Origin of the sequence: Methanobacterium subterraneum (assembly GCF_002813695.1) — an archaeon.
Lineage (GTDB): Archaea > Methanobacteriota > Methanobacteria > Methanobacteriales > Methanobacteriaceae > Methanobacterium > Methanobacterium subterraneum.
The window spans coordinates 2,263,066-2,282,500 of the sequence record NZ_CP017768.1; the positions used below are offsets into that span (position 1 = coordinate 2,263,066).

Annotated in this window: 17 protein-coding genes and 5 tRNA genes (1 of these 22 cut by a window edge); 19 read left to right on the forward strand and 3 right to left on the reverse strand. The window is 42.6% G+C overall.

Annotated features, from left to right (window positions below; genetic code table 11):
• The first annotated feature begins 1 nt into the window (after nt 1).
• Nucleotides 2-1,108 (forward strand): ADP-forming succinate--CoA ligase subunit beta, encoded by a 1,107-nt coding sequence (gene sucC / locus BK009_RS10965; RefSeq protein WP_100909583.1) that lies wholly within the window; start codon nt 2-4, stop codon nt 1,106-1,108.
• A 173-nt stretch (nt 1,109-1,281) separates the two neighbouring features.
• Here the strand turns inward: sucC and BK009_RS10970 are convergent, their stop codons facing one another.
• From BK009_RS10970 to twy1, 3 genes are all read right to left on the reverse strand, one after another.
• On the reverse strand, nt 1,282-2,367 hold the full coding sequence (locus BK009_RS10970; RefSeq protein ID WP_100904993.1) for a hypothetical protein: 1,086 nt from the start codon (nt 2,365-2,367) through the stop codon (nt 1,282-1,284).
• Between the two features lie 372 nt (nt 2,368-2,739).
• Nucleotides 2,740-3,609, reverse strand: coding sequence for a DUF1002 domain-containing protein (locus BK009_RS10975; RefSeq protein WP_100904992.1), 870 nt, complete (start codon nt 3,607-3,609; stop codon nt 2,740-2,742).
• 351 nt (nt 3,610-3,960) lie between these two features.
• Nucleotides 3,961-4,875, reverse strand: a complete 915-nt coding sequence (gene twy1, locus BK009_RS10980) for a 4-demethylwyosine synthase TYW1 (RefSeq protein WP_100904991.1) — start codon at nt 4,873-4,875, stop codon at nt 3,961-3,963.
• 848 nt (nt 4,876-5,723) lie between these two features.
• On the opposite strand from twy1, the gene BK009_RS10985 reads away from it, so the two are divergent.
• The 18 genes from BK009_RS10985 to BK009_RS11070 all read left to right on the forward strand — a co-directional run.
• Complete coding sequence (locus tag BK009_RS10985; RefSeq protein WP_232727971.1) at nt 5,724-6,533, forward strand: peptidoglycan-binding protein; 810 nt, start codon at nt 5,724-5,726, stop codon at nt 6,531-6,533.
• Nucleotides 6,534-6,900: 367 nt separating this feature from the next.
• A complete protein-coding gene (tpiA, locus tag BK009_RS10990; protein ID WP_100904989.1) occupies nt 6,901-7,578 on the forward strand; it encodes a triose-phosphate isomerase in 678 nt (225 codons plus the stop codon).
• Between the two features lie 105 nt (nt 7,579-7,683).
• Nucleotides 7,684-8,904, forward strand: a complete 1,221-nt coding sequence (locus BK009_RS10995) for a phosphoglycerate kinase (RefSeq protein WP_100904988.1) — start codon at nt 7,684-7,686, stop codon at nt 8,902-8,904.
• A 245-nt stretch (nt 8,905-9,149) separates the two neighbouring features.
• A tRNA-Thr gene (locus BK009_RS11000) sits at nt 9,150-9,223 on the forward strand.
• 81 nt (nt 9,224-9,304) lie between these two features.
• Nucleotides 9,305-9,379 (forward strand) — tRNA-Pro (locus tag BK009_RS11005).
• Nucleotides 9,380-9,408: 29 nt separating this feature from the next.
• A tRNA-Tyr gene (locus BK009_RS11010) sits at nt 9,409-9,482 on the forward strand.
• A gap of 175 nt (nt 9,483-9,657) precedes the next feature.
• A tRNA-Asp gene (locus BK009_RS11015) sits at nt 9,658-9,729 on the forward strand.
• A 7-nt stretch (nt 9,730-9,736) separates the two neighbouring features.
• A tRNA-Lys gene (locus tag BK009_RS11020) sits at nt 9,737-9,810 on the forward strand.
• Between the two features lie 24 nt (nt 9,811-9,834).
• The gene (locus tag BK009_RS11025; protein ID WP_004030093.1) at nt 9,835-10,071 is read left to right on the forward strand and encodes a DNA-directed RNA polymerase subunit H; all 237 of its coding nucleotides are present in this window, start codon (nt 9,835-9,837) and stop codon (nt 10,069-10,071) included.
• A gap of 210 nt (nt 10,072-10,281) precedes the next feature.
• Nucleotides 10,282-11,772, forward strand: coding sequence for a DNA-directed RNA polymerase subunit B'' (locus tag BK009_RS11030; RefSeq protein WP_100907339.1), 1,491 nt, complete (start codon nt 10,282-10,284; stop codon nt 11,770-11,772).
• Between the two features lie 70 nt (nt 11,773-11,842).
• Nucleotides 11,843-13,654 (forward strand): DNA-directed RNA polymerase subunit B, encoded by a 1,812-nt coding sequence (gene rpoB / locus BK009_RS11035; protein WP_100904986.1) that lies wholly within the window; start codon nt 11,843-11,845, stop codon nt 13,652-13,654.
• Between the two features lie 49 nt (nt 13,655-13,703).
• Entirely contained in the window at nt 13,704-16,319 is a 2,616-nt protein-coding gene (locus tag BK009_RS11040) for a DNA-directed RNA polymerase subunit A' (RefSeq protein WP_100904985.1), read from the forward strand.
• A 58-nt stretch (nt 16,320-16,377) separates the two neighbouring features.
• The gene (rpoA2, locus tag BK009_RS11045; protein WP_100906678.1) at nt 16,378-17,529 is read left to right on the forward strand and encodes a DNA-directed RNA polymerase subunit A''; all 1,152 of its coding nucleotides are present in this window, start codon (nt 16,378-16,380) and stop codon (nt 17,527-17,529) included.
• A gap of 11 nt (nt 17,530-17,540) precedes the next feature.
• Complete coding sequence (locus tag BK009_RS11050; protein WP_100907340.1) at nt 17,541-17,837, forward strand: 50S ribosomal protein L30e; 297 nt, start codon at nt 17,541-17,543, stop codon at nt 17,835-17,837.
• A 4-nt stretch (nt 17,838-17,841) separates the two neighbouring features.
• Complete coding sequence (locus tag BK009_RS11055; RefSeq protein WP_100904983.1) at nt 17,842-18,273, forward strand: NusA-like transcription termination signal-binding factor; 432 nt, start codon at nt 17,842-17,844, stop codon at nt 18,271-18,273.
• Nucleotides 18,274-18,377: 104 nt separating this feature from the next.
• Entirely contained in the window at nt 18,378-18,803 is a 426-nt protein-coding gene (locus BK009_RS11060) for a 30S ribosomal protein S12 (RefSeq protein WP_004030100.1), read from the forward strand.
• A 13-nt stretch (nt 18,804-18,816) separates the two neighbouring features.
• Entirely contained in the window at nt 18,817-19,380 is a 564-nt protein-coding gene (locus BK009_RS11065; RefSeq protein ID WP_100904982.1) for a 30S ribosomal protein S7, read from the forward strand.
• 36 nt (nt 19,381-19,416) lie between these two features.
• A protein-coding gene (locus BK009_RS11070) for an elongation factor EF-2 (RefSeq protein ID WP_100909584.1) crosses the window boundary here: on the forward strand, nt 19,417-19,435 show its beginning. It continues 2,174 nt past the right edge of the window; the window shows 19 of its 2,193 coding nt (coding positions 1-19); its start codon is at nt 19,417-19,419; its stop codon lies beyond the right edge, outside the window.

Consider the following 19,435-nt stretch of genomic DNA (forward strand, 5'->3'; position numbering starts at 1 on the left):
ATTGAAGATCCATGAATACCAGGCTAAAGAGATTTTCCGTGAAGGGGGAATACCCACACCACAAAGTATAATGGTGGAAACTCCTGAAGAAGCTCAAAAAGCTGCCGAAACTATTAAAAAGTCCGTGGCCATCAAATCCCAAGTTTTAGTGGGTGGCAGGGGCAAGGCAGGCGGTATTAAATTCGCTGAAAACCCAACCCAGGCCTATCAATACACTGAAGAGTTAATAGGAATTGATATTAAGGGAGAACCTGTGGAAAAAGTATTGGTGGAGGAGATGCTTGATATTCGGGAAGAATTTTATCTGAGCGTAGTTGTGGATCGATCCGCCCGGAAACCTCTGATAATGGTCAGTCAGTCAGGTGGGGTGGATATTGAGGAAGTAGCCCGTGAAACCCCTGAAAAAATATTCAAGTATCACCCGGATCCCCTGGAAGAGTTCATGCCCTACCAGGCCCGGGAAATAGCCCGTAAAATGGGATTAACCAGTGATCTAATATCACCAGTTGGGGGGATCATCTGGAAGCTTTACCAGATATTCCAAAAATATGATGCCAATATAGCCGAGATCAACCCCCTGGTTCGCACTGATGGGGGGATCATTGCTGCTGATGCTAAACTGGAAATTGATGATGATTCTCTGTACCGCCACCGGGACCTGGCACAGCTTAAAACTGAACCCAGTGATGAATTTGCCTACGTGAAACTGGATGGGGATATAGCAGTTATTGGTAATGGTGCTGGTCTCACCCTCACTGGAATGGACATGCTCAACCTTTACGGTGGAAAACCAGCAACTTTCCTGGACATTGGTGGCGGTGCATCCCAAGAAAATATTGCCCGTGCACTGAACCTTGTAATTTCCAATCCCCAAGTGAAAGTAGTGTTCCTTAATGTTTTGGGTGGTATAACCCGGGCTGATGATGTGGCTAATGGGGTTATAAGTGTTTTGAAGGATTCTAAACGAAGAGTGCCCCTGGTAATCAGACTCACTGGTACCAATGAAGAGGAAGGGCAGCGCATACTCAATGCAGCAGGGGTAAGTTATGAAACTTCCATGGAATCTGCCGCCCGAAAAGCAGTTGAATTATGCCATAATCTGGAATAAAAAAAATAGGTTCTATGAATTGTATTCCCCATTTCAGCTACTAATTTTTTTCTTCTTTAATCATTATTTTTTTAGTGAATTTTACCACTAAATAAAAAAATGCATATCTTTAAAATAATGATCTTGCTGTTTATTACAGAAAACTTTTTTTATTCAAAAATAAAACATGTTTCTTATCTTAAACTTGGTTTTATGGTTACCAGGTGAGCTACCACCATGGCTGATAAGAATATGTAGGTTAGCATGGCGGATCCATTGAGGGTCCGGTTGAATAGGAAAAGTCCAATTATGGTCTGGGCTATGAATGCGGTTAAGGCCCCTATGAGAAGTGCTTCTCTTCCCAGATATCTTCTACTCCCCACCCTTCTTTTGCTACGGTACTTACCCAGTACGTAAAAACCACTGCCCATGACAAAGGTACACCAGCACAATAAGGCAAACAGTCCCCCGTATCCGAAGTCAAAGGCCACTCCAAAGATTCCCGGGAGCATATAGTCAATGATATCTTTTTTAGTCACTAAAACCCCGAAGAACAGGGGAAAGGGTAGAGTGAATGTGTTGATCATGTTCATGGGTAATGAAAGATAGCCGTCAGAGCCACCCAGGCATTCTCCTGCCCAGTAACATGAGCCATGGACATGTCCCCATAGTTGTGTGTTTTTAACAACCATTTTAAGACTGGGAATAGCATATTCTTCTAAACGGGTTAACCTGAGCAGAGGACTGAGTACAGAAGCATTTAACACCTTTGACATTATTTCCAGGATGGCAAAACCACCTAAAGCAGCCCCTACAACTGTCATAATTCGTTTTCGGGTGATTTTAACACTTCTTCGGAAGCTTTTGGACATGATGAAGTATCCTATGAACCATCCCAGGAACCATAATATTAGGAATGAACGGTGCATTAAACCCCCTGCAACTGCTATAGCACCGAAAAGTATCAGTGAAAGGGTGGTTATTGAGGTAGATTTAATTTCAACTTCACTTAACAGGCTGGCTGATGCGGAGAGGGTTACCCATGCAAAAACCGCCAATGGGCCGAAGGGATGGGTGAACTCTTGATGGGAAACATAGGGTAGGAACAGAAGGGCAGAATCAATACTGAATATCCCTGCCAGGAACATGGTTAAAATAAGGGATAGGAATAATACCATGCTCAGGGTAAAAGGAATGATGTTTATAAGCAGTAAAACGCCCATATGTATTATCACGGCCATTTCTAATATTAATTGCAAATGATTTTGGGCGATTAACATGTTTATCACTATTTTGGATACATATTCTATTTAATCGTTGTTTGTAAGGTAATTGGTAGTTGATTAATTGATGTGTATGGGTATTGTTTTTTTCAGTGTATTCTTGGACATTTAATCAATACTGGCACGATCCTATATTCAAATTGCATGAAGATGGATTACTATTAATATGCAGATAAGTTACAATAACCTAAACATAGTCACTGGCAAATGTTATTTTCCCATCCTAAAATATTTTTCATCCAGTAATGTGTTTGATCATAAATTCCAACTAATTCACTTTACTATTCACTTCTACTTAAGTTAATGATAATGGGATAAATTTAACATCCATTTTAATGCCATTATCTGGAACTAATATTTATAAATTGTCTAGCCTCCAAAGAAGCTCATTATATAGTCAATGAAACTCTGCAGATAATTTTGGATCTGATCCAGTATTCCCTGGGATTGGGATGCCTGTTGTGTGGCAGCTTGGAGTTGGTTTTTAAAGTCAGTGAGGCTACCCTGAACTTTTTGGGAGTTGGCAAGGGCATTGGCTATGTCCTGGGCCTGCTGGTCACTTAAATTTATGTTCAAGCTGTTGGCCACGTTGATAACAATAACCTTTATCTGGGCAGGATCCTGCAAATTTTGTTTTTGAACTTCCTGTTTGGCCTTGTCAAAGAGTTCAGCTATTTTATCCGGACTCTGACCAGTTTGATTGGCAATCTGAGTTTCAGTGTAAAGCTCTTCAGTGGCGGCTTTCTTAGCCTCTTCAGGTATTGGTGTTCCCACTGCCACTTCGTATGATTCTAAAACCCCGGTAAGTGCTGATTCTCCAGTAGCACTTACTGGTGAAGTAACCACCACGTAGCCATTTTCAATCCCCGTGGATTTCAAGGCATTGGCATACATTTTAGAGGTTACAGTGTTAATTTTACTGGTGTCCACAATGATCTTGATGCCCTGACTGTAACTCAGATCAACCAGTGCACAGGAAAAAATCTGGTTAGAATTGTAGGTCCGTCCGGTGATATTTTTGGCAATCTGATTCACCTGTGATGCAGTTACAACCTTAGTATTGGCGTTATTCAAATTCTTATCAGTGTGAGAACCAAAGTAACTGTTCACCGAACTTTTATATGTGGGGTTATTGTAAGTTGTTTCCCCATAGGTGATTGCGAAACCAGATGTACTGGCACTGTAAATGGGACTTAAGCATATGGTTAATATTATTAAAGCCAACAACAACCTTTTCATCCTACCACTCCCTGAATTTTAAATTTATTTTTTGTAATTTTTTTTATCATTCCCATATTAGATTTAACAACTAATTAAATCTATGGGAAAAATATGATTCAAAACTGTCATCGGGTTCCTCTAGCCCCTTCCTTTGGATAATGGGATGGAAATAAATGGGGTCATCACCCAAACAATACTTATATTTTCAACATAAAGAAAAACACTATTTTTAAGAAAGATGAATTCTTCTCAGGATATAAGTACCATTTTAACCATATGCGAGTTATTTTCAAGATATAAGAGCTATTTAACCGATATATGCGAAATTAATTTAATGTAATGATTATTCTTAATAAATAAACATCATTATCATGAGAGAAGCACCACTCTACTTTCAGAGGATTTATCCACAATTTCCCTTCCGCATAAACTGGCAATTTCCTGGGCGAAACTCTCCAGATCCTTGGACCGGGGCATGTTATCAAATGTCAAACGGTCACGTGAGCTGCCCACATACATGTAGGCTTTGATCTCCACGAAATCAGGATTACTTCTTTCGATGATCCGCGCATATTCCTCAGGATGGGTCATATTATAACCGGCAACACTGGTCATCCTGATCACGGTGCGACAGTTGAAACTGGATAAAAGATCCAGGGATTGATTTAAATTATCCCAACCATCTTTAACCTGAGGATCACAAATTTTCTTATATATTTCAGGGTTGGGTGCATCCAGGGAAAGGTACAGTTGAGTGGGTTCTGGGTTCAGTTTCCCCAGTTTATCTGGACTGAGGCCATTGCTGACCAGGAAAGTGGTGAAATGTCTCTTTTTATATTCTTCCAGGAGCTGGTTGATGGGAGGGTAAAGTAATGGTTCCCCGGCCAGTGATATAGCGGCATTGGTGGGATCCTGGGCTTCTGATATTTTTTTCTGGTTGGCACCGGGATTGCCAAAGTAACCCACCAGCAGTTTACGCTGGGCCTTAATACACTCATCTATTATTTCTCCGGGATCATCGAATTCATCCTTCCAGGTGGTACTGGTTATGGAAATATCTCTCCAGCAAAATAGACATTTATGGTGGCAGAATGGTATACTGGGGGACATCTGCAGACAACGATGACTTTCTATACCATAAAATTTTTCTTTATAACAAACACCATCATCCATGATGCTTTTTTTGGTCCAGTGACACACTTTGGCTGCGGCATGTTTTTTTGAACCAACAAAACGATATCCTTTTTTTTCCAATGATGTAATGGCCGGATCTGATAATAGCATTTTACTGTTTCACCTATTAAACTCTTTTTTTGGTGTAAATAATCGTTTTATATAATAATTTTTTCATGAAATTATATCCAGATTGGAAATAATTATATCCTGATAATATTTCTGATAGAAATATATCAGGATATCATATTCAGATTAATATTTGCATTTTAATGATCACAGTCTACTGTAAGATCTACTGTAGACATTTAGGGCTATGTTTAAAGTCGTGTTGATAAGTTATTTAGATTATAATTATGTGAAGTTGATTATTGGTTACCTGTATTAAACCAATTATATTCACATGGCGTATATAGTGTTGGATGTTAATGCGTTGGATATGCGGATACCAGAAACCTGAGTCGGAACATATATTCCGACTATTTGTTATTAAAAATTCCATTTTAAATGAGTTAAAATTATTAAAAAAAAGAAATCAGACCTCAATTGTTAAAAAAGACCTTAAAATCTCTTAAATTATGTTAAGGTTCGTATTAACCTTATTTAGCAAAAACTCATGATTTGGTGGCCTTTAATCATTTAAAGTTCCATTAATTCCATTTTATCCCTTATAATGGAGTATATGCCTCACATATAATGGAATTGCATAAGCTTATTTTGAGGAAATGGGCTTTAAATAAAGGTGATTTGGTAAAAATACTAAAGGAAGGAGTCGGTCCCAGATCGCTAATTTAAATAACCGCATAGAGTGTCTTAAATGCTAAAAAAAGCCATATATGGTCCTTTTTTGGGGAATTATTTCGAAACCTTTATAAGCTATGTTGTTTCCATCATAGTGTAGTCCAAGAGAGTCCTGTAAACTCGATTTTATAGGATACGGAGGCGGTATAATTAAGCGAGTGAAGCGAAACTCTACCTATGCAATATTATGTATGTTGTGTATGGTTGTCGCAGCAATCCCCATCTCGGGTGCTGTAGGTGATCAGAATAATAATGCAATAGGTGAGAATCCTGCCGATGGTTTGTCCATTGGGGTTACTAATTCTGAGATTCAAGAAACTCAGGACGTACTTCAGAAGAACAAGCCTTTTGGTGAGAAAACAACTAAAATCTTAGGAAATAACACTACTGATGGTTCATTGAAACTTGGCTCTTCTGGTGATAAGGTCAAAGAACTACAACAATGGTTAACTGATTACGGTTACTATTCTGGAAATGTAGACGGTGTTTTCGGTGCTGACACTGAAAAAGCGGTTAAAACATTCCAGGAAGAAGCTGGTTTAATTGTTGACGGTGTTGTAGGTAAAGACACAACTAAAGCCATGGAAAACTGGGACAAATACGTTGCAGAAGTCCAGGCAGCAGCCGGTGAGAAAAGTACTGATAACAGTGCTGATACAAGTTACAGTTCCCGCAAATCAACTACTTCAACTAAGAAATCGTATGCTACTACAGTTCGAAGCTACACCCGAACTTATAACACTCAATGGAGTGGCAGTGGTGACTGCTGGGATATCAGTAATGCAGCGTACAGTCGACTAACATCATCCGGTCAAAAAGCCCGAATAATCCAGTATGCAAACAGTTATGTTGGCAACCACCGTTCAGTGCAAACCTGGAATGGTAACACTTGGGTTGACTACTACGATGTACCAAAAAGAGGTGTGCCTACCTCACGTAGAGGCTCTGAAACAGTAATTACAGGTTAAAAGTATACGATTAATACACCGATACCAGTTAAAAAAATCATAATTCAACAGTTCCAACGCAAAAACTGTTGAAACAACCTTTTTATTTTATTTTAGCTTTTTAATGTATCTATCATATTATGGTTATTTTATTCCTCCCCAGGAAAGTTTTCACATTATAATTTTCATATATTATGTTATGTGGAATTTTTCTTCATTTTTGGCTTGTTTTAGTTTCTATAAATCAACAGATAACTGGTTTGAGGTTTTTAAGAGCCAATCATTTTTATTTCATTTTCGGGGGTTAAGCAGCATTGAAACCACAATATTTTTATATTCTTCTCATAAAAAGAAATACAGTAAACTGCACACTTTTTGGAGGCTGATTATGAAAATAAAACAAACCCCTCTGGTAATTTTGAATTTTAAAACTTACTTAGAGTCTACTGGAGAAAAAGGCCGGGATTTGGCCAAAGCTTTGGAAGAAGTATCCGAGGAAACTGGAATAAGCATGGTTGCAGCACCTCAGGGAGCCGATCTCTGGAGATTATCCCGAGAAGTTGAAATACCAGTCTTAGCCCAGCACATTGACCCGGTGGATGCCGGGGGACACACCGGCAGCATGTTAGCTGAATGTGCAATGGCAGCCGGGGCAGCCGGTACATTGATAAATCATTCTGAGCAGAGAATGCAACTGGCTGATATTGATAATGTGGTCAGTAAAATGAATTCCATGGACATGACCAGCGTGGTATGCACTAACAACATCCAGACCAGTGCGGCAGCCGCAGCGTTGAAACCCGATTTTGTAGCCATAGAACCACCAGAACTCATAGGGTCTGGAATTCCCGTATCCCAGGCAGAGCCTGAGGTTGTGGAAGGAAGCGTGGCTGCAATTAAGGACATTAATCCTCAGGTAAAAGTCCTGTGTGGTGCAGGTATCTCCACAGGGGACGATATGAAAGCCGCCCTAGAACTGGGAAGTGAAGGTGTACTCCTGGCATCAGGAATAATACTGGCTTCGGACCCTAAGCAGGCCCTGCTGGATCTTGTAAGTAAAATTTAAAACCAGAAAAAATTTAGCATCAAAACTAGATTAATTAATTCGTTAATCCTCTGGACACTGAAAATACCATGAAAGAAATCAGTAATTTTAAAATGGTGGAATGACATGGCCCCTGATTTTAACACCATAGATGATCTTGAAGTGGAGGGTAAAACCGTACTGGTTCGGGTGGATATAAACTCCCCAGTCGACCCCCTCACCGGACTACTACTGGATGATACTCGTATAAGATTACACGCTGAAACAATAGCTGAACTGGCAAATAAAGGTGCTAAAACTGTTTTAATGGCCCATCAAAGCCGTCCTGGTAAAAAAGATTTTACCACCCTCCAACAGCATGCTGAAGCCCTTTCCAATCTACTGAATAAATCTGTGGGTTATGTGGATGACATATTTGGTAGCAACGCCAGGGAAACCATAAAAAATATGGAAGGAGGAGATATTCTTCTACTGGAGAATGTGCGTTTCTACTCTGAAGAAATCTTGCAGAGGGAACCACCACAACAGGCAGAAACCCATATGGTAAAATTACTTTCTCCCCTTGCGGATTACTTCGTCAACGATGCATTTGCCGCTGCCCACCGTTCACAACCATCATTGGTTGGATTTGCAGTTAACCTGCCCTCTGCAGCAGGCAGGGTGATGGAAAGGGAACTCAAAGCATTATATAGTGCAGTGAGTAATGTGGAAAGGCCCTGTGTATACGTTTTAGGTGGGGTTAAGGTGGATGATTCCATAATGGTTATGGAAAATGCCCTGGAAGCCGGGAGTGCTGATTACATCCTCACCACTGGACTGGTGGCCAACATTTTCCTATGGGGGGGAGGAGTCAACATTCAAAAACATAACCGAAAATTCATTGAGGATCGGGACTACTGTGAATATGTTAAAAAGGCCAGGAAATTATGTAAAAAATTCAGGGACCAAATACTGGTACCCACGGATCTGGCAGTGTGCAAGGATGATAAAAGATTGGAATACTCAGTGAACAAGCTTCCCAACTTACCTATATTTGATCTGGGTACTGAAACCACCACGGAATATGCACGGGTGATTAGAAATGCACGTACCATATTTGCCAATGGTCCTGCAGGGGTTTTTGAAAAAGAAGGATTTAACCAGGGTACTGAAGATATTCTAAATGCAATTTCATCTTCCCCCGGGTTTTCCATTATTGGTGGAGGGCACCTGGCAGCAGCAGCCAACCAGATGGGGTTATCTGGGATTAGCCACATAAGTAGTGGGGGCGGAGCTTCCATCAGCCTCATTGCGGGGGAAAGATTGCCTGCGGTGGAAGTACTCCGGGAAGCGGATTTAAACATCTAAAAAAATATTAATCCTCTAATTTATATTAGTTAATAACACGCCTTTGATGATAAATCCAGTTTAAATTAACTTCCAAACAAGTAATAATCAAAATTCAAATAGATTTATTAAAATCAACTTTAAATACTTGGATTGATCATAGTAAGCATTCCCCCTCTTAACAATGAGGGGAAGTGAAGGCCAGAGTTTAAGTCATACATCTCTCCACCCAAAAGTATATAAGGCAATATCATAAAAGTTAAAATGCCTCGGTAGCTCAGTCTGGTGGAGCGCGAGACTTGTAATCTCGTGGTCGCGGGTTCAATTCCCGTCCGGGGCTCTAGACTGATGGTGAGCAAATATAAACATAGTTTAGATGTAGGTTTGATACAAACTAAGGTGATTTAAAAAAAATTAATGTGGGACCATAGGGTAGCTTGGTCGATCCTTTGGGCTTTGGGAGCCTGAGACTCCGGTTCAAATCCGGGTGGTCCCATTATAATTGTCAAATAATCAGTATTTTTACCCGCCTTAGCTCAATTTGGCAGAGCGTCGGACTGTAGATCCGAATGTTGCTGGTTCAAGTCCGGCAGGCGGGACTTAACTATCTGTAAATCAATGGAAACTGTTGGTGGGACTCTTAGGCAAAAATGAGAGTGACCAATTTACATTGTCCTCCAGATGTTAATCCAAACCTTTATAAGTATGCAACATAAAGCAAAAGTATATATGGGAGCATAACCTAAACCCATATACTCTAGTTCTGCTAAAGTTGCCCTGGTGGTGTAGGGGCTATCATGCGGGCCTGTCGAGCCCGCGACTCGGGTTCAATTCCCGGCCAGGGCGTTCTAGAGGGCCCGTAGCTCAGTCTGGGAGAGCGCCTGGCTTTTAACCAGGTGGCCGCGGGTTCAACTCCCGTCGGGCCCGTTCTGATTTTTAATGGAGGATTAAATGGTGAAGAAGGATATCTTAAAACACGAACTGGTTCCAGATCATGTTGTTTTGTCGAAATCTGATGTTAAGAAAGTACTGAAAAAATTGGATATCCATCCTGAACAGCTACCTAAAATAAAAGCTGATGATCCGGTTGTTAAGGCTATTGAAGCTAAACCGGGGGATATTCTCAAAATAACCAGAAAAAGTCAGACAGCAGGTAAATTCGAAACCTACCGTTTGGTTTTAGATTAAATATGGATAATTAATTAATAACAAAGGACATAAATAGTTGAGTGAATAATGCCTTACCTTATATAATAAACCGGTACATAAATTGTGTTATATTTTAATAATATAATATATATACATTGATATTAATGGACCAGAAACCCACTTGAAACTCTAACTCAAGTGAGGATTATGAATATGGATTAGGTATGGGTTGTTTTTTGGAGGAATTTAATGGTAAAAAATGCCTGGGGACTTGTCGATACCTTTTTTGATGAATATAAACTGGTGGATCATCATATCAAGTCATACAACGACTTTGTAGATCATCGTATACAGGATATAATTGATATAACCGAGCCCATTGTATTGGAGCAAGGAGAATACTGCATACAAACCGGTAAAGTTGAAATCCGGAAGCCTTACATTAAGGAAGCTGATGGCTCAAAAAGTAAGGTCTTCCCTACTGAAGCTAGACTCAGAAATCTAACTTACTCGGCCCATATGTACATGGACATGGCTCTATCCAAGGGTGAAGAAGAACCTAACCTGGAGAAAGTCTATATTGGTGAACTTCCTGTAATGCTTAAATCCAACATATGCCACCTTAATGGATTAGGATATAATGAACTGGAAGCCAATGGTGAAGATCCTCAGGATCCCGGAGGCTACTTCATTGTCAATGGTTCCGAAAGGGCCATAGTTACCATGGAAGAGATAGCACCCAACAAGATCATCCTGGAAAGAATTGGGGAAAAAGACGACCGCCGGGCACGAGCAATTGTAACCTCGATCAAAAGTGGTTTTAGAGCACGAATAACTCTTGAATACCGTAAACCAAGGAAAAAAGGCGTATTTTTAAGAATATCATTCCCGTACGTACCTGGAGAAATACCACTGGTGGTTTTACTCCGTGCCCTGGGTCTGGAAAAAGATGTAGACCTGGTTAGCAGTGTTTCAGAAGAAAACGACGTACAATTCCTTCTCATAGATGACATTCAAACCTCAGAAATCACTAACACCTACGATGCTATCAAGTACATCGGTAACCGGGTGGCCAAGGGTATGACTGAGGAATACCGAATTAAAAGGGCGGAAGATGTCATAGACCGTTACCTATTACCACACATTGGTGTGGAACCAGAAAAAAGAGCAGAAAAAGCCACATATCTGGCTGAAATGACAGAGATGCTCCTGCAAGTTATTTTTGACGAACGTGAACCACACGACAAGGACCACTACGCCAATAAGAGACTCCGGGTATCTGGAGACCTCATGGAAGATCTGTTCAGAGTTGCATTCACCAGTTTAACCCGTGACATGACCTACCAGTTGGAACGAAGTCTGGCAAGGGGAAAAGAACCCTCAGTCAAACAGGCAGTGCGGTCCGATGTCCTAACTGAAAACATCAAACACGCCATAGCCACTGGAAACTGGGTTGGTGGACGGGCCGGTGTAAGCCAGTTACTGGATAGAACCAGTTACATGGGAACTCTTTCACATCTTAAACGTGTAGTTTCTCCCCTGTCACGGAGTCAACCTCACTTCGAAGCTCGTGACCTGCACCCCACTCAGTTTGGAAAAATCTGTCCCAACGAAACCCCTGAAGGGCCGAACTGTGGACTGGTAAAGAACCTGGCAATTTTGGCCAAAATATCAGAAGGTTCCAATCCAGATGAACTGGAAGCAGTGGTAAAAAAGATGAAAACCATCAACCCTATCTAGGGATGAAAATGAGACATTACGGAGTTAAAATTTATTTTATTATGAAAAGCCAGCTATTGGGGGCCAATTCGTGAAAAAATGCAAGGTTTATACTAACGGGAAGCTTATTGGGACTTGTGATGATCCAGAAGGTTTCATGGAAGAAATGCGCCAGAAAAGGAGATCTGGAGAAGTATCCCATGAAATGAACATCACTCATTACCCTGAAAACAACGAGATATACTTATTCAATGACCCTGGAAGAACCAGAAGACCACTCATCGTGGTGGAAAACGGAGGGTCATGCTTAACAGATGAACACATGCAGAAGATTGCCGATGGAGAAATGGCATGGCATGATCTGGTTAATGAAGGAATTATTGAATACCTCGATGCCGAGGAAGAAGAAAACACCTACATTTCCATGTTCCCTGATGAAATTAATGAATATCACACTCACCTGGAAATAGACCCCTCCACCATGCTGGGGATCTGTGCCGGGATCATACCCTACGCCAACCACAACTCATCCCCACGTAACACCATGGAAGCAGGGATGACCAAACAGGCACTGGGACTTTACGTTTCAAATTACCATTTAAGAACTGACACCCGTGCGCACTTACTGCACCATCCTCAGGTTCCAATCGTGAAAACCAGGAGTATGGATGCCACACAGTACGATAAAAGACCATCTGGTCAAAACTTTGTGGTGGGGGTAATGTCCTACGAGGGTTACAACATGGAAGATGCCCTCATATTAAATAAGGCTTCCATAGAACGTGGACTAGCCCGATCATCATTTTTCAGATCTTACGAAGCCTCTGAGCGAAGATATCCCGGTGGACAGGAAGACAAATTTGAAGTGCCTGAAAACATGGTACGAGGATACCGTTCAGAAGAAGTGTACCGCAACCTGGATGAAGATGGAATTGTCAACCCTGAAGTCAATGTAAAGTCTGGGGATGTCCTCATCGGAAAAACATCACCACCCCGTTTCTTAGAAGAAATTGACGAATTCGGGACCGTGGCTGAAAGACGAAGAGAAACCTCGGTCACTGTACGACATGGGGAACACGGAGTGGTAGATGCAGTAATGCTCACCGAAACAGTGGAAGGAAGTAAACTGGCTAAAATACGAGTAAGGGACCAGAGACAACCTGAATTCGGAGACAAATTCGCATCCAGACACGGACAAAAGGGAGTGGTTGGTCTCATAGTATCACCGGAAAACATGCCATTCACTGCCGAAGGAGTAGTTCCTGATTTAATAGTCAACCCTCACGCTATACCCTCCAGGATGTCAGTGGGGCAGGTGCTGGAGATGTTAGCTGGTAAAGCCGGTTGCATGGAAGGTCAGCGTATGGATGGAACCCCATTCAGTGGAAACCAGGAAATGGAAATAATGGATCTCCTGCGGGAAAATGGTTTTGAAACCGCAGGCCGGGAATCCCTTTATAACGGGATCACCGGTGAAAGAATAGAGGCAGAGATATTTGTGGGAGTGGCTTTTTACCAGAAACTGCACCACATGACCTCCGATAAAGTTTACGCCCGGTCAAGGGGACCGGTACAAGTTTTAACCAGACAACCAACCGAGGGAAGAGCCCGGGAGGGTGGTCTCCGATTCGGAGAAATGGAAAGAGACTGCCTTATTGCTCATGGGGCTGCTTTATCTCTTAAAGAGAGATTATTGGATGAGTCTGATAAATATGAGGCCATAGTATGTGGTGAATGTGGAATGGTAGCTATATACGACCGAATAAGGGATAAAAGGTACTGTCCTATATGCGGAGATTCTGACAGCTTCCCTGTGGAGATATCATACGCATTTAAACTATTATTGGATGAACTCAAGAGCCTGTGTATTTTCCCCAAACTGGTTCTTGAAGATAAAGCCTGATTTAGGGTCTAGAAATAATGGTATGTATTAAAAAGAGGAGAGAGTGAGTTTGAAAGGAATTTTAAAGAAGATCGCCCAGATCAACTTTGGCCTGCTATCGCCGGAGAATATCCGGAGAATGTCCGTTACCAAAATCGTGACCCCTGATACCTACGATGAAGATGGATACCCCATAGAAGCGGGTCTAATGGACCCACGACTAGGAGTTATTGATCCAGGACTCCGATGCCGATCATGTGGCTCTAAAGGAGGAGACTGTCAGGGACATTTTGGTCACATAAACCTGGCCCGACCAGTAGTCCACGTGGGATTCGCAGATACCATACACAAGATACTGCGTTCAACATGCAGTGAATGTGGAAAGGTGCTTTTAACTGAAACTGAAAGAATAGATTATCAGGACAGGATTGAATCCCGACTGAAAAATGAAGAAAGTATCACTGGACTGGTGAAGGATGTTTACACCACTGCACGTCGGGATAAATGCCCCAACTGTGACACGGAGCAGGAAGATGTTAAAATAGACAAACCAGTATCCATTGTCGAGGGCAACTACAAATTAACACCCAGTGAAGTCAGAGAACGCCTGGAGAAAATCCCTGAAGAGGACTATATCTTCCTAGGAATCAACTCCAAGGTAGCCAGACCAGAATGGATGGTACTAACCGTACTACCAGTACCACCAGTAACCGTGAGGCCATCCATCACCCTTGAAACCGGGGAAAGATCCGAGGATGACCTGACCCACAAACTGGTGGATATCCTGCGAATTAACCAGCGTCTCAAGGAGAACATGGAAGCAGGAGCACCACAACTCATCGTGGAGGACCTCTGGGAATTATTACAATACCACGTCACAACCTATTTTGACAACGAAGCATCAGGAGTTCCCCCAGCAAGGCATAGATCAGGAAGACCACTGAAAACACTGGCCCAACGATTGAAGGGTAAAGAAGGACGTTTCCGAAGTAACCTCTCTGGTAAGAGGGTAAACTTCTCTGCCAGGACAGTTATATCTCCGGACCCCAACATCAGCATCAACGAGGTAGGGGTGCCCCTGATGATAGCCACTGAAGTCACGGTACCAATCTATGTTACTGATTGGAACATTGAAGATATGAAGAAATACATACTCAACGGACCAAATCAACATCCAGGTGCCAATTACGTCATCCGACCAGATGATCGAAAGATCAGGGTCTATGATGAAACCAAAGAAGCCATTATTGAAAAACTGGAACCAGGATTCGTAGTGGAAAGACACCTAATGGATGGGGATATTGTACTCTTCAACCGACAACCATCACTGCACCGTATGTCCATGATGGCCCATGAAGTAAAGGTCTTACCATACAAAACATTCAGGTTAAACCTCTGTGTTTGCCCTCCATACAACGCAGACTTTGATGGGGACGAAATGAACATGCACGTCTTCCAGACTGAAGAATCACGTGCAGAGGCCAAATCCCTAATGAGGGTGCAGGAGCACATCCTATCTCCACGTTTCGGAGGACCAATCATCGGCGGAATACACGATCACATATCAGGAGCATACCTCCTCACCAGGGAAGGATCCAACTTCCGGGAAGATGAAGTATTCCAGATGCTTAAAAAATCCCAGTTACCATTACCCAAACCAAGAAACCAGGAATGGACTGGTAAGGAAATATTCAGCTTACTCCTCCCCAAAAACCTGAACATGGTTTACAAGGCAGAAATTTGCCGTAAATGTGACGAATGCCTCAAGCAGGAATGTAAAAACGATGCATATGTGGTTATAGAAAATGGTCAGCTTGTATCCGGAGCCATAGATGAAAAAGCCTATGGTGCATTCTCGGGTAAGATACTGGATTCAATTGTTAAGGAGTACGGAACTGACAGGGCCAGGGAATTCCTGGACTCAGCCACTAAACTGGCAATCTCCGGTATTATGAAACGGGGATTCACCACCAGTACTGCTGATGAGGAAATACCACGGGAAGCTCAGGACCGTATTGAGGAACTACTCTCTAAGGCTGAACAGAAAGTGGAAATGCTCATTGAAGCTTACCATAACGATGAATTGGAAGCCCTTCCTGGCCGTAGTCTCCGGGAAACCCTGGAGATGAAGATCATGCAAGTACTCGGGGAAGCCAGGGACAAATCAGGAGAAATAGCGGAAAGCTACTTTGGAATGGACAACCACGCAGTTATCATGGCACTAACAGGTGCCCGAGGGTCGATGCTGAACTTGACTCAGATCGCTGCCTGTGTGGGGCAGCAATCTGTTCGTGGTGGTCGTATTGAGAGAGGTTACAGTAAAAGAACCCTACCTCACTTCCAGGAAGGGGAGCTTGGTGCTAAAGCCAGCGGATTCGTACATTCCAGTTACAAAACAGGACTGGACCCACTGGAATTCTTCTTCCATGCCATGGGAGGGCGTGAAGGACTGGTGGACACAGCTATCCGTACAGCCCAGAGTGGTTACATGCAACGCCGATTGGTGAACGCCTTACAGGATCTCTCGGTTAACACTGATAAAACAGTTCGAGACAATCGGGGAGTGGTTATTCAAACTCACTATGGTGAAGACGGAATAGATCCTGCCAAGAGTGATTATGGAAAAGTTGCTGATATCGACAGATTAATTGAAGAAATGCGAATCAAAGCTAAATCCGGTAAATGATTAATAAACAGATGAAAGGATAATACTTATGCATGGTACTAAAATCTCAGGTGGTTTTGTGGATATAGAGAAAGTTGAAAAGCTGGTCAAAAAGAAAAGAGCCAAATTCCCGGAAAAACTCATCCAGGAAATAGCTGAAGCTGCTGAAAGGCACCAGCTGGATGATGATGAACTGGATGAACTGGTGAAAGAAATTAAGAGAGCCTACATACGATCTGAAGTGGAGTCTGGTGAGGCAGTAGGTACAGTGGCTGCCCAGTCAGTAGGAGAGCCTGGTACTCAGATGACCATGCGTACTTTTCACTATGCAGGGGTAGCAGAGCTAAACGTTACCCTGGGGTTACCCCGACTCATAGAGATCGTGGACGCCCGTAAGAAGATATCCACACCAACCATGGCCATATATTTCGACGAAGACCATGCCAGTGATGAGGAGTTCATAAGGACCATTGCCAATCGTATAGGTAAAATAACCTTCAATGACATCCTCAAAGACTTCAATGTCAACTACGCCAGTATGAATATGAGTGTGGAGATCGACGAGGAGCAGGTGAAGGAGAAACGACTGGACTATGATGAGGTCATGGCCAAGATAGAAAAAACTTTTAAAAGTGTAGAAATAAATAACAACTTGCTGAGTTTTGAACCCAAAATTACAGAATCTAAACATGCCATTAGGGAACTTCGACTTTTAGCTGACAAGGTTCGCGATCTCCAGATAAGTGGAATTAAGAACATAGGGAAGGTCGTGATCCGAAAAGAAGGGCAGGAATGGGTTATACACACTGAAGGTTCAAATCTGGGAGCCGTCCTAAAAATGGATGGTGTTGACCCGGTGCGAACTACCACAAATGATATCCATGAGGTGGAAAAAGTTCTGGGAGTGGAAGCCGCTCGTAACTCCATAATCCACGAGGCCCAGACCACCATGGAAGAGCAGGGACTCACTGTGGACGTGCGGCACATCATGCTGGTTGCAGATATGATGACTGCCGACGGCAAAGTCAAATCCATAGGTCGACATGGTATCAGCGGTGAAAAAGCCAGTGTACTGGCCAGAGCATCCTTCGAGGAGACTGGTAAACACCTTCTCCGGGCCAGCATCAGAGGTGAGGTGGACCATCTCACCGGAATAATAGAGAACATTATAATCGGGCAGCCAATACCACTGGGAACAGGGTCAGTTGGCGTCATCATGAAAGAGAAATAAGGAGGCAGTAGATGGACGTAGAGAGAGGAATTCGAGTAGCAGTAGATACAGGTAATGTCACACTGGGATCCAGTAAAACAATCCAGGCTCTGAAGCTTGGAAAAGGAAAACTGGTCATCATCGCAGAAAATTGCCCAAAAGAGGTAACTGAAGACGTGATGCAGTACTCCAAATTATCTGAAATCCCGGTTTACACCTTCCAAGGTACTAGTGTGGATTTAGGATCAGTTTGTGGAAAACCATTCACTGTGGCCACCATGATGGTCAATGATCCTGGAGACTCCACCATACTGGAAATAGTGGGGTAAAACTGTGACCATCAAATTCAGTACCCATGAAATCCGGTACATCGCCCTCTTCGAGAGCATGACCGGGGCAACAGTAAAAGATTGCCTGGTGGACGATGAAAACGGAAAAATCACCTTCCTGGTTAAAAAGGGAGACATGGGTCTGGCCATAGGAAAAAGAGGAAGCACCGTTGCCAAGGTGCAGAAAACCGTGGATAAGGGTGTGGAAGTAATTGAACACTCTGATGATCCAGTGGAATTCATAGCCAACCTAGTGGCCCCCGCAAAAATAAGGAGTGTACGCATACTCCAAAAAGAAAACGGGGAGAAAATAGCCACTTTAGAGGCTGATTCTCGCAATAAACGCACCGCCATAGGAAAAGGCGGGCAGAATATTGAAAGGGCCCGGGTACTGGCCAAAAGGCAGCACAATATAAATAACATAGTTATAAAATAGTAAAAAACTAGCGATCTAATTACACTGATCATCCCTGATCCAGGGAAACCTACATAAGATCAGGGAATCGTCATCGTATTAACGTTAACAAGGAGGAATTACATTTGCCAGGATTATTCGCAGCAAAAAAGCTTAAAAAGAATCGACAGAACTTCCGGTGGAAAGACACCGAGTACAAGCGAAAAGCACTCGGGTTAGATATTAAGGCTGACCCATTGGGAGGCGCACCCCAAGCACGGGGAATCGTCATAGAAAAAGTGGGAATAGAAGCAAAACAACCCAACTCTGCCATCAGGAAGTGTGTAAGAGTTCAACTCATCAAGAACGGTAAACAACTCACTGCATTCGCCCCAGGAGACGGCGCCATAGGATTCATCGATGAACACGACGAAGTGGTCATCGAAGGAATTGGTGGACCATCCGGAAGATCCATGGGAGACATTCCAGGTGTACGCTGGAAAGTCACCAAAGTGAACAACGTAGCCCTAGAAGAAATGGTTAAGGGCAAAATCGAAAAACCAGTGAGATAAGCGAGGTTATGATATGAGCTTCAAAGTCTTTGAAAGTTGGGAACTGGAAGAAGTCAAGGTAGAAGACCTAGGACTGGTCAACTACATCTGCCTGGACGAAATAATGGTCCCCCATACCATGGGGAGACACGTGAAACGACAGTTCGCCAAATCAAAAGTATCAATCGTAGAACGATTAATGAACAAAATAATGAGAACCCAGAGGAACTCAGGTAAGAAAAACAAATCTTACAATATTGTAAAAGAGGCCTTCACCGTAATAAACCAGCGTACCAAGGAAAATCCAATACAAGTATTGGTTAAAGCCGTGGAAAACGCTGCTCCCCGTGAAGAAACCACCCGGATCAAGTATGGTGGAATAGGTTACCAGGTAGCAGTGGACATAGCACCACAGCGCAGGGTGGACCTTGCCATAGGTTTCATAACCAAAGGAGCCCTCCAGTCAGCCTTTAAACGGAAAAAATCCGCAGGAGAATGTCTGGCAGAAGAACTGTTACTAGCAGCAGAAGCAGATACCAGAAGTTTCTCAGTTGGTAAGAAGGAGGAAAAAGAGCGAGTGGCCAGATCAGCCCATTAAGGTTGATCATTCAACTCATTTTAAAGGGTGAATTGTATGAGTAGACGAGACAAGA

What these genes read in the sequence shown, in the direction of transcription:
- twy1 (WP_100904991.1), bottom strand. Translation starts at nt 4,875, where the DNA reads ATGCTATTATCAGATCCGGCCATTACATCATTGGAAAAAAAAGGATAT.
- BK009_RS10995 (WP_100904988.1), top strand. Translation starts at nt 7,684, where the DNA reads ATGGCCCCTGATTTTAACACCATAGATGATCTTGAAGTGGAGGGTAAA.
- BK009_RS11030 (WP_100907339.1), top strand. Translation starts at nt 10,282, where the DNA reads ATGGTAAAAAATGCCTGGGGACTTGTCGATACCTTTTTTGATGAATAT.
- BK009_RS11050 (WP_100907340.1), top strand. Translation starts at nt 17,541, where the DNA reads ATGGACGTAGAGAGAGGAATTCGAGTAGCAGTAGATACAGGTAATGTC.
- BK009_RS11065 (WP_100904982.1), top strand. Translation starts at nt 18,817, where the DNA reads ATGAGCTTCAAAGTCTTTGAAAGTTGGGAACTGGAAGAAGTCAAGGTA.
- BK009_RS10975 (WP_100904992.1), bottom strand. Translation starts at nt 3,609, where the DNA reads ATGAAAAGGTTGTTGTTGGCTTTAATAATATTAACCATATGCTTAAGT.
- tpiA (WP_100904989.1), top strand. Translation starts at nt 6,901, where the DNA reads ATGAAAATAAAACAAACCCCTCTGGTAATTTTGAATTTTAAAACTTAC.
- BK009_RS10970 (WP_100904993.1), bottom strand. Translation starts at nt 2,367, where the DNA reads ATGTTAATCGCCCAAAATCATTTGCAATTAATATTAGAAATGGCCGTG.
- BK009_RS11025 (WP_004030093.1), top strand. Translation starts at nt 9,835, where the DNA reads ATGGTGAAGAAGGATATCTTAAAACACGAACTGGTTCCAGATCATGTT.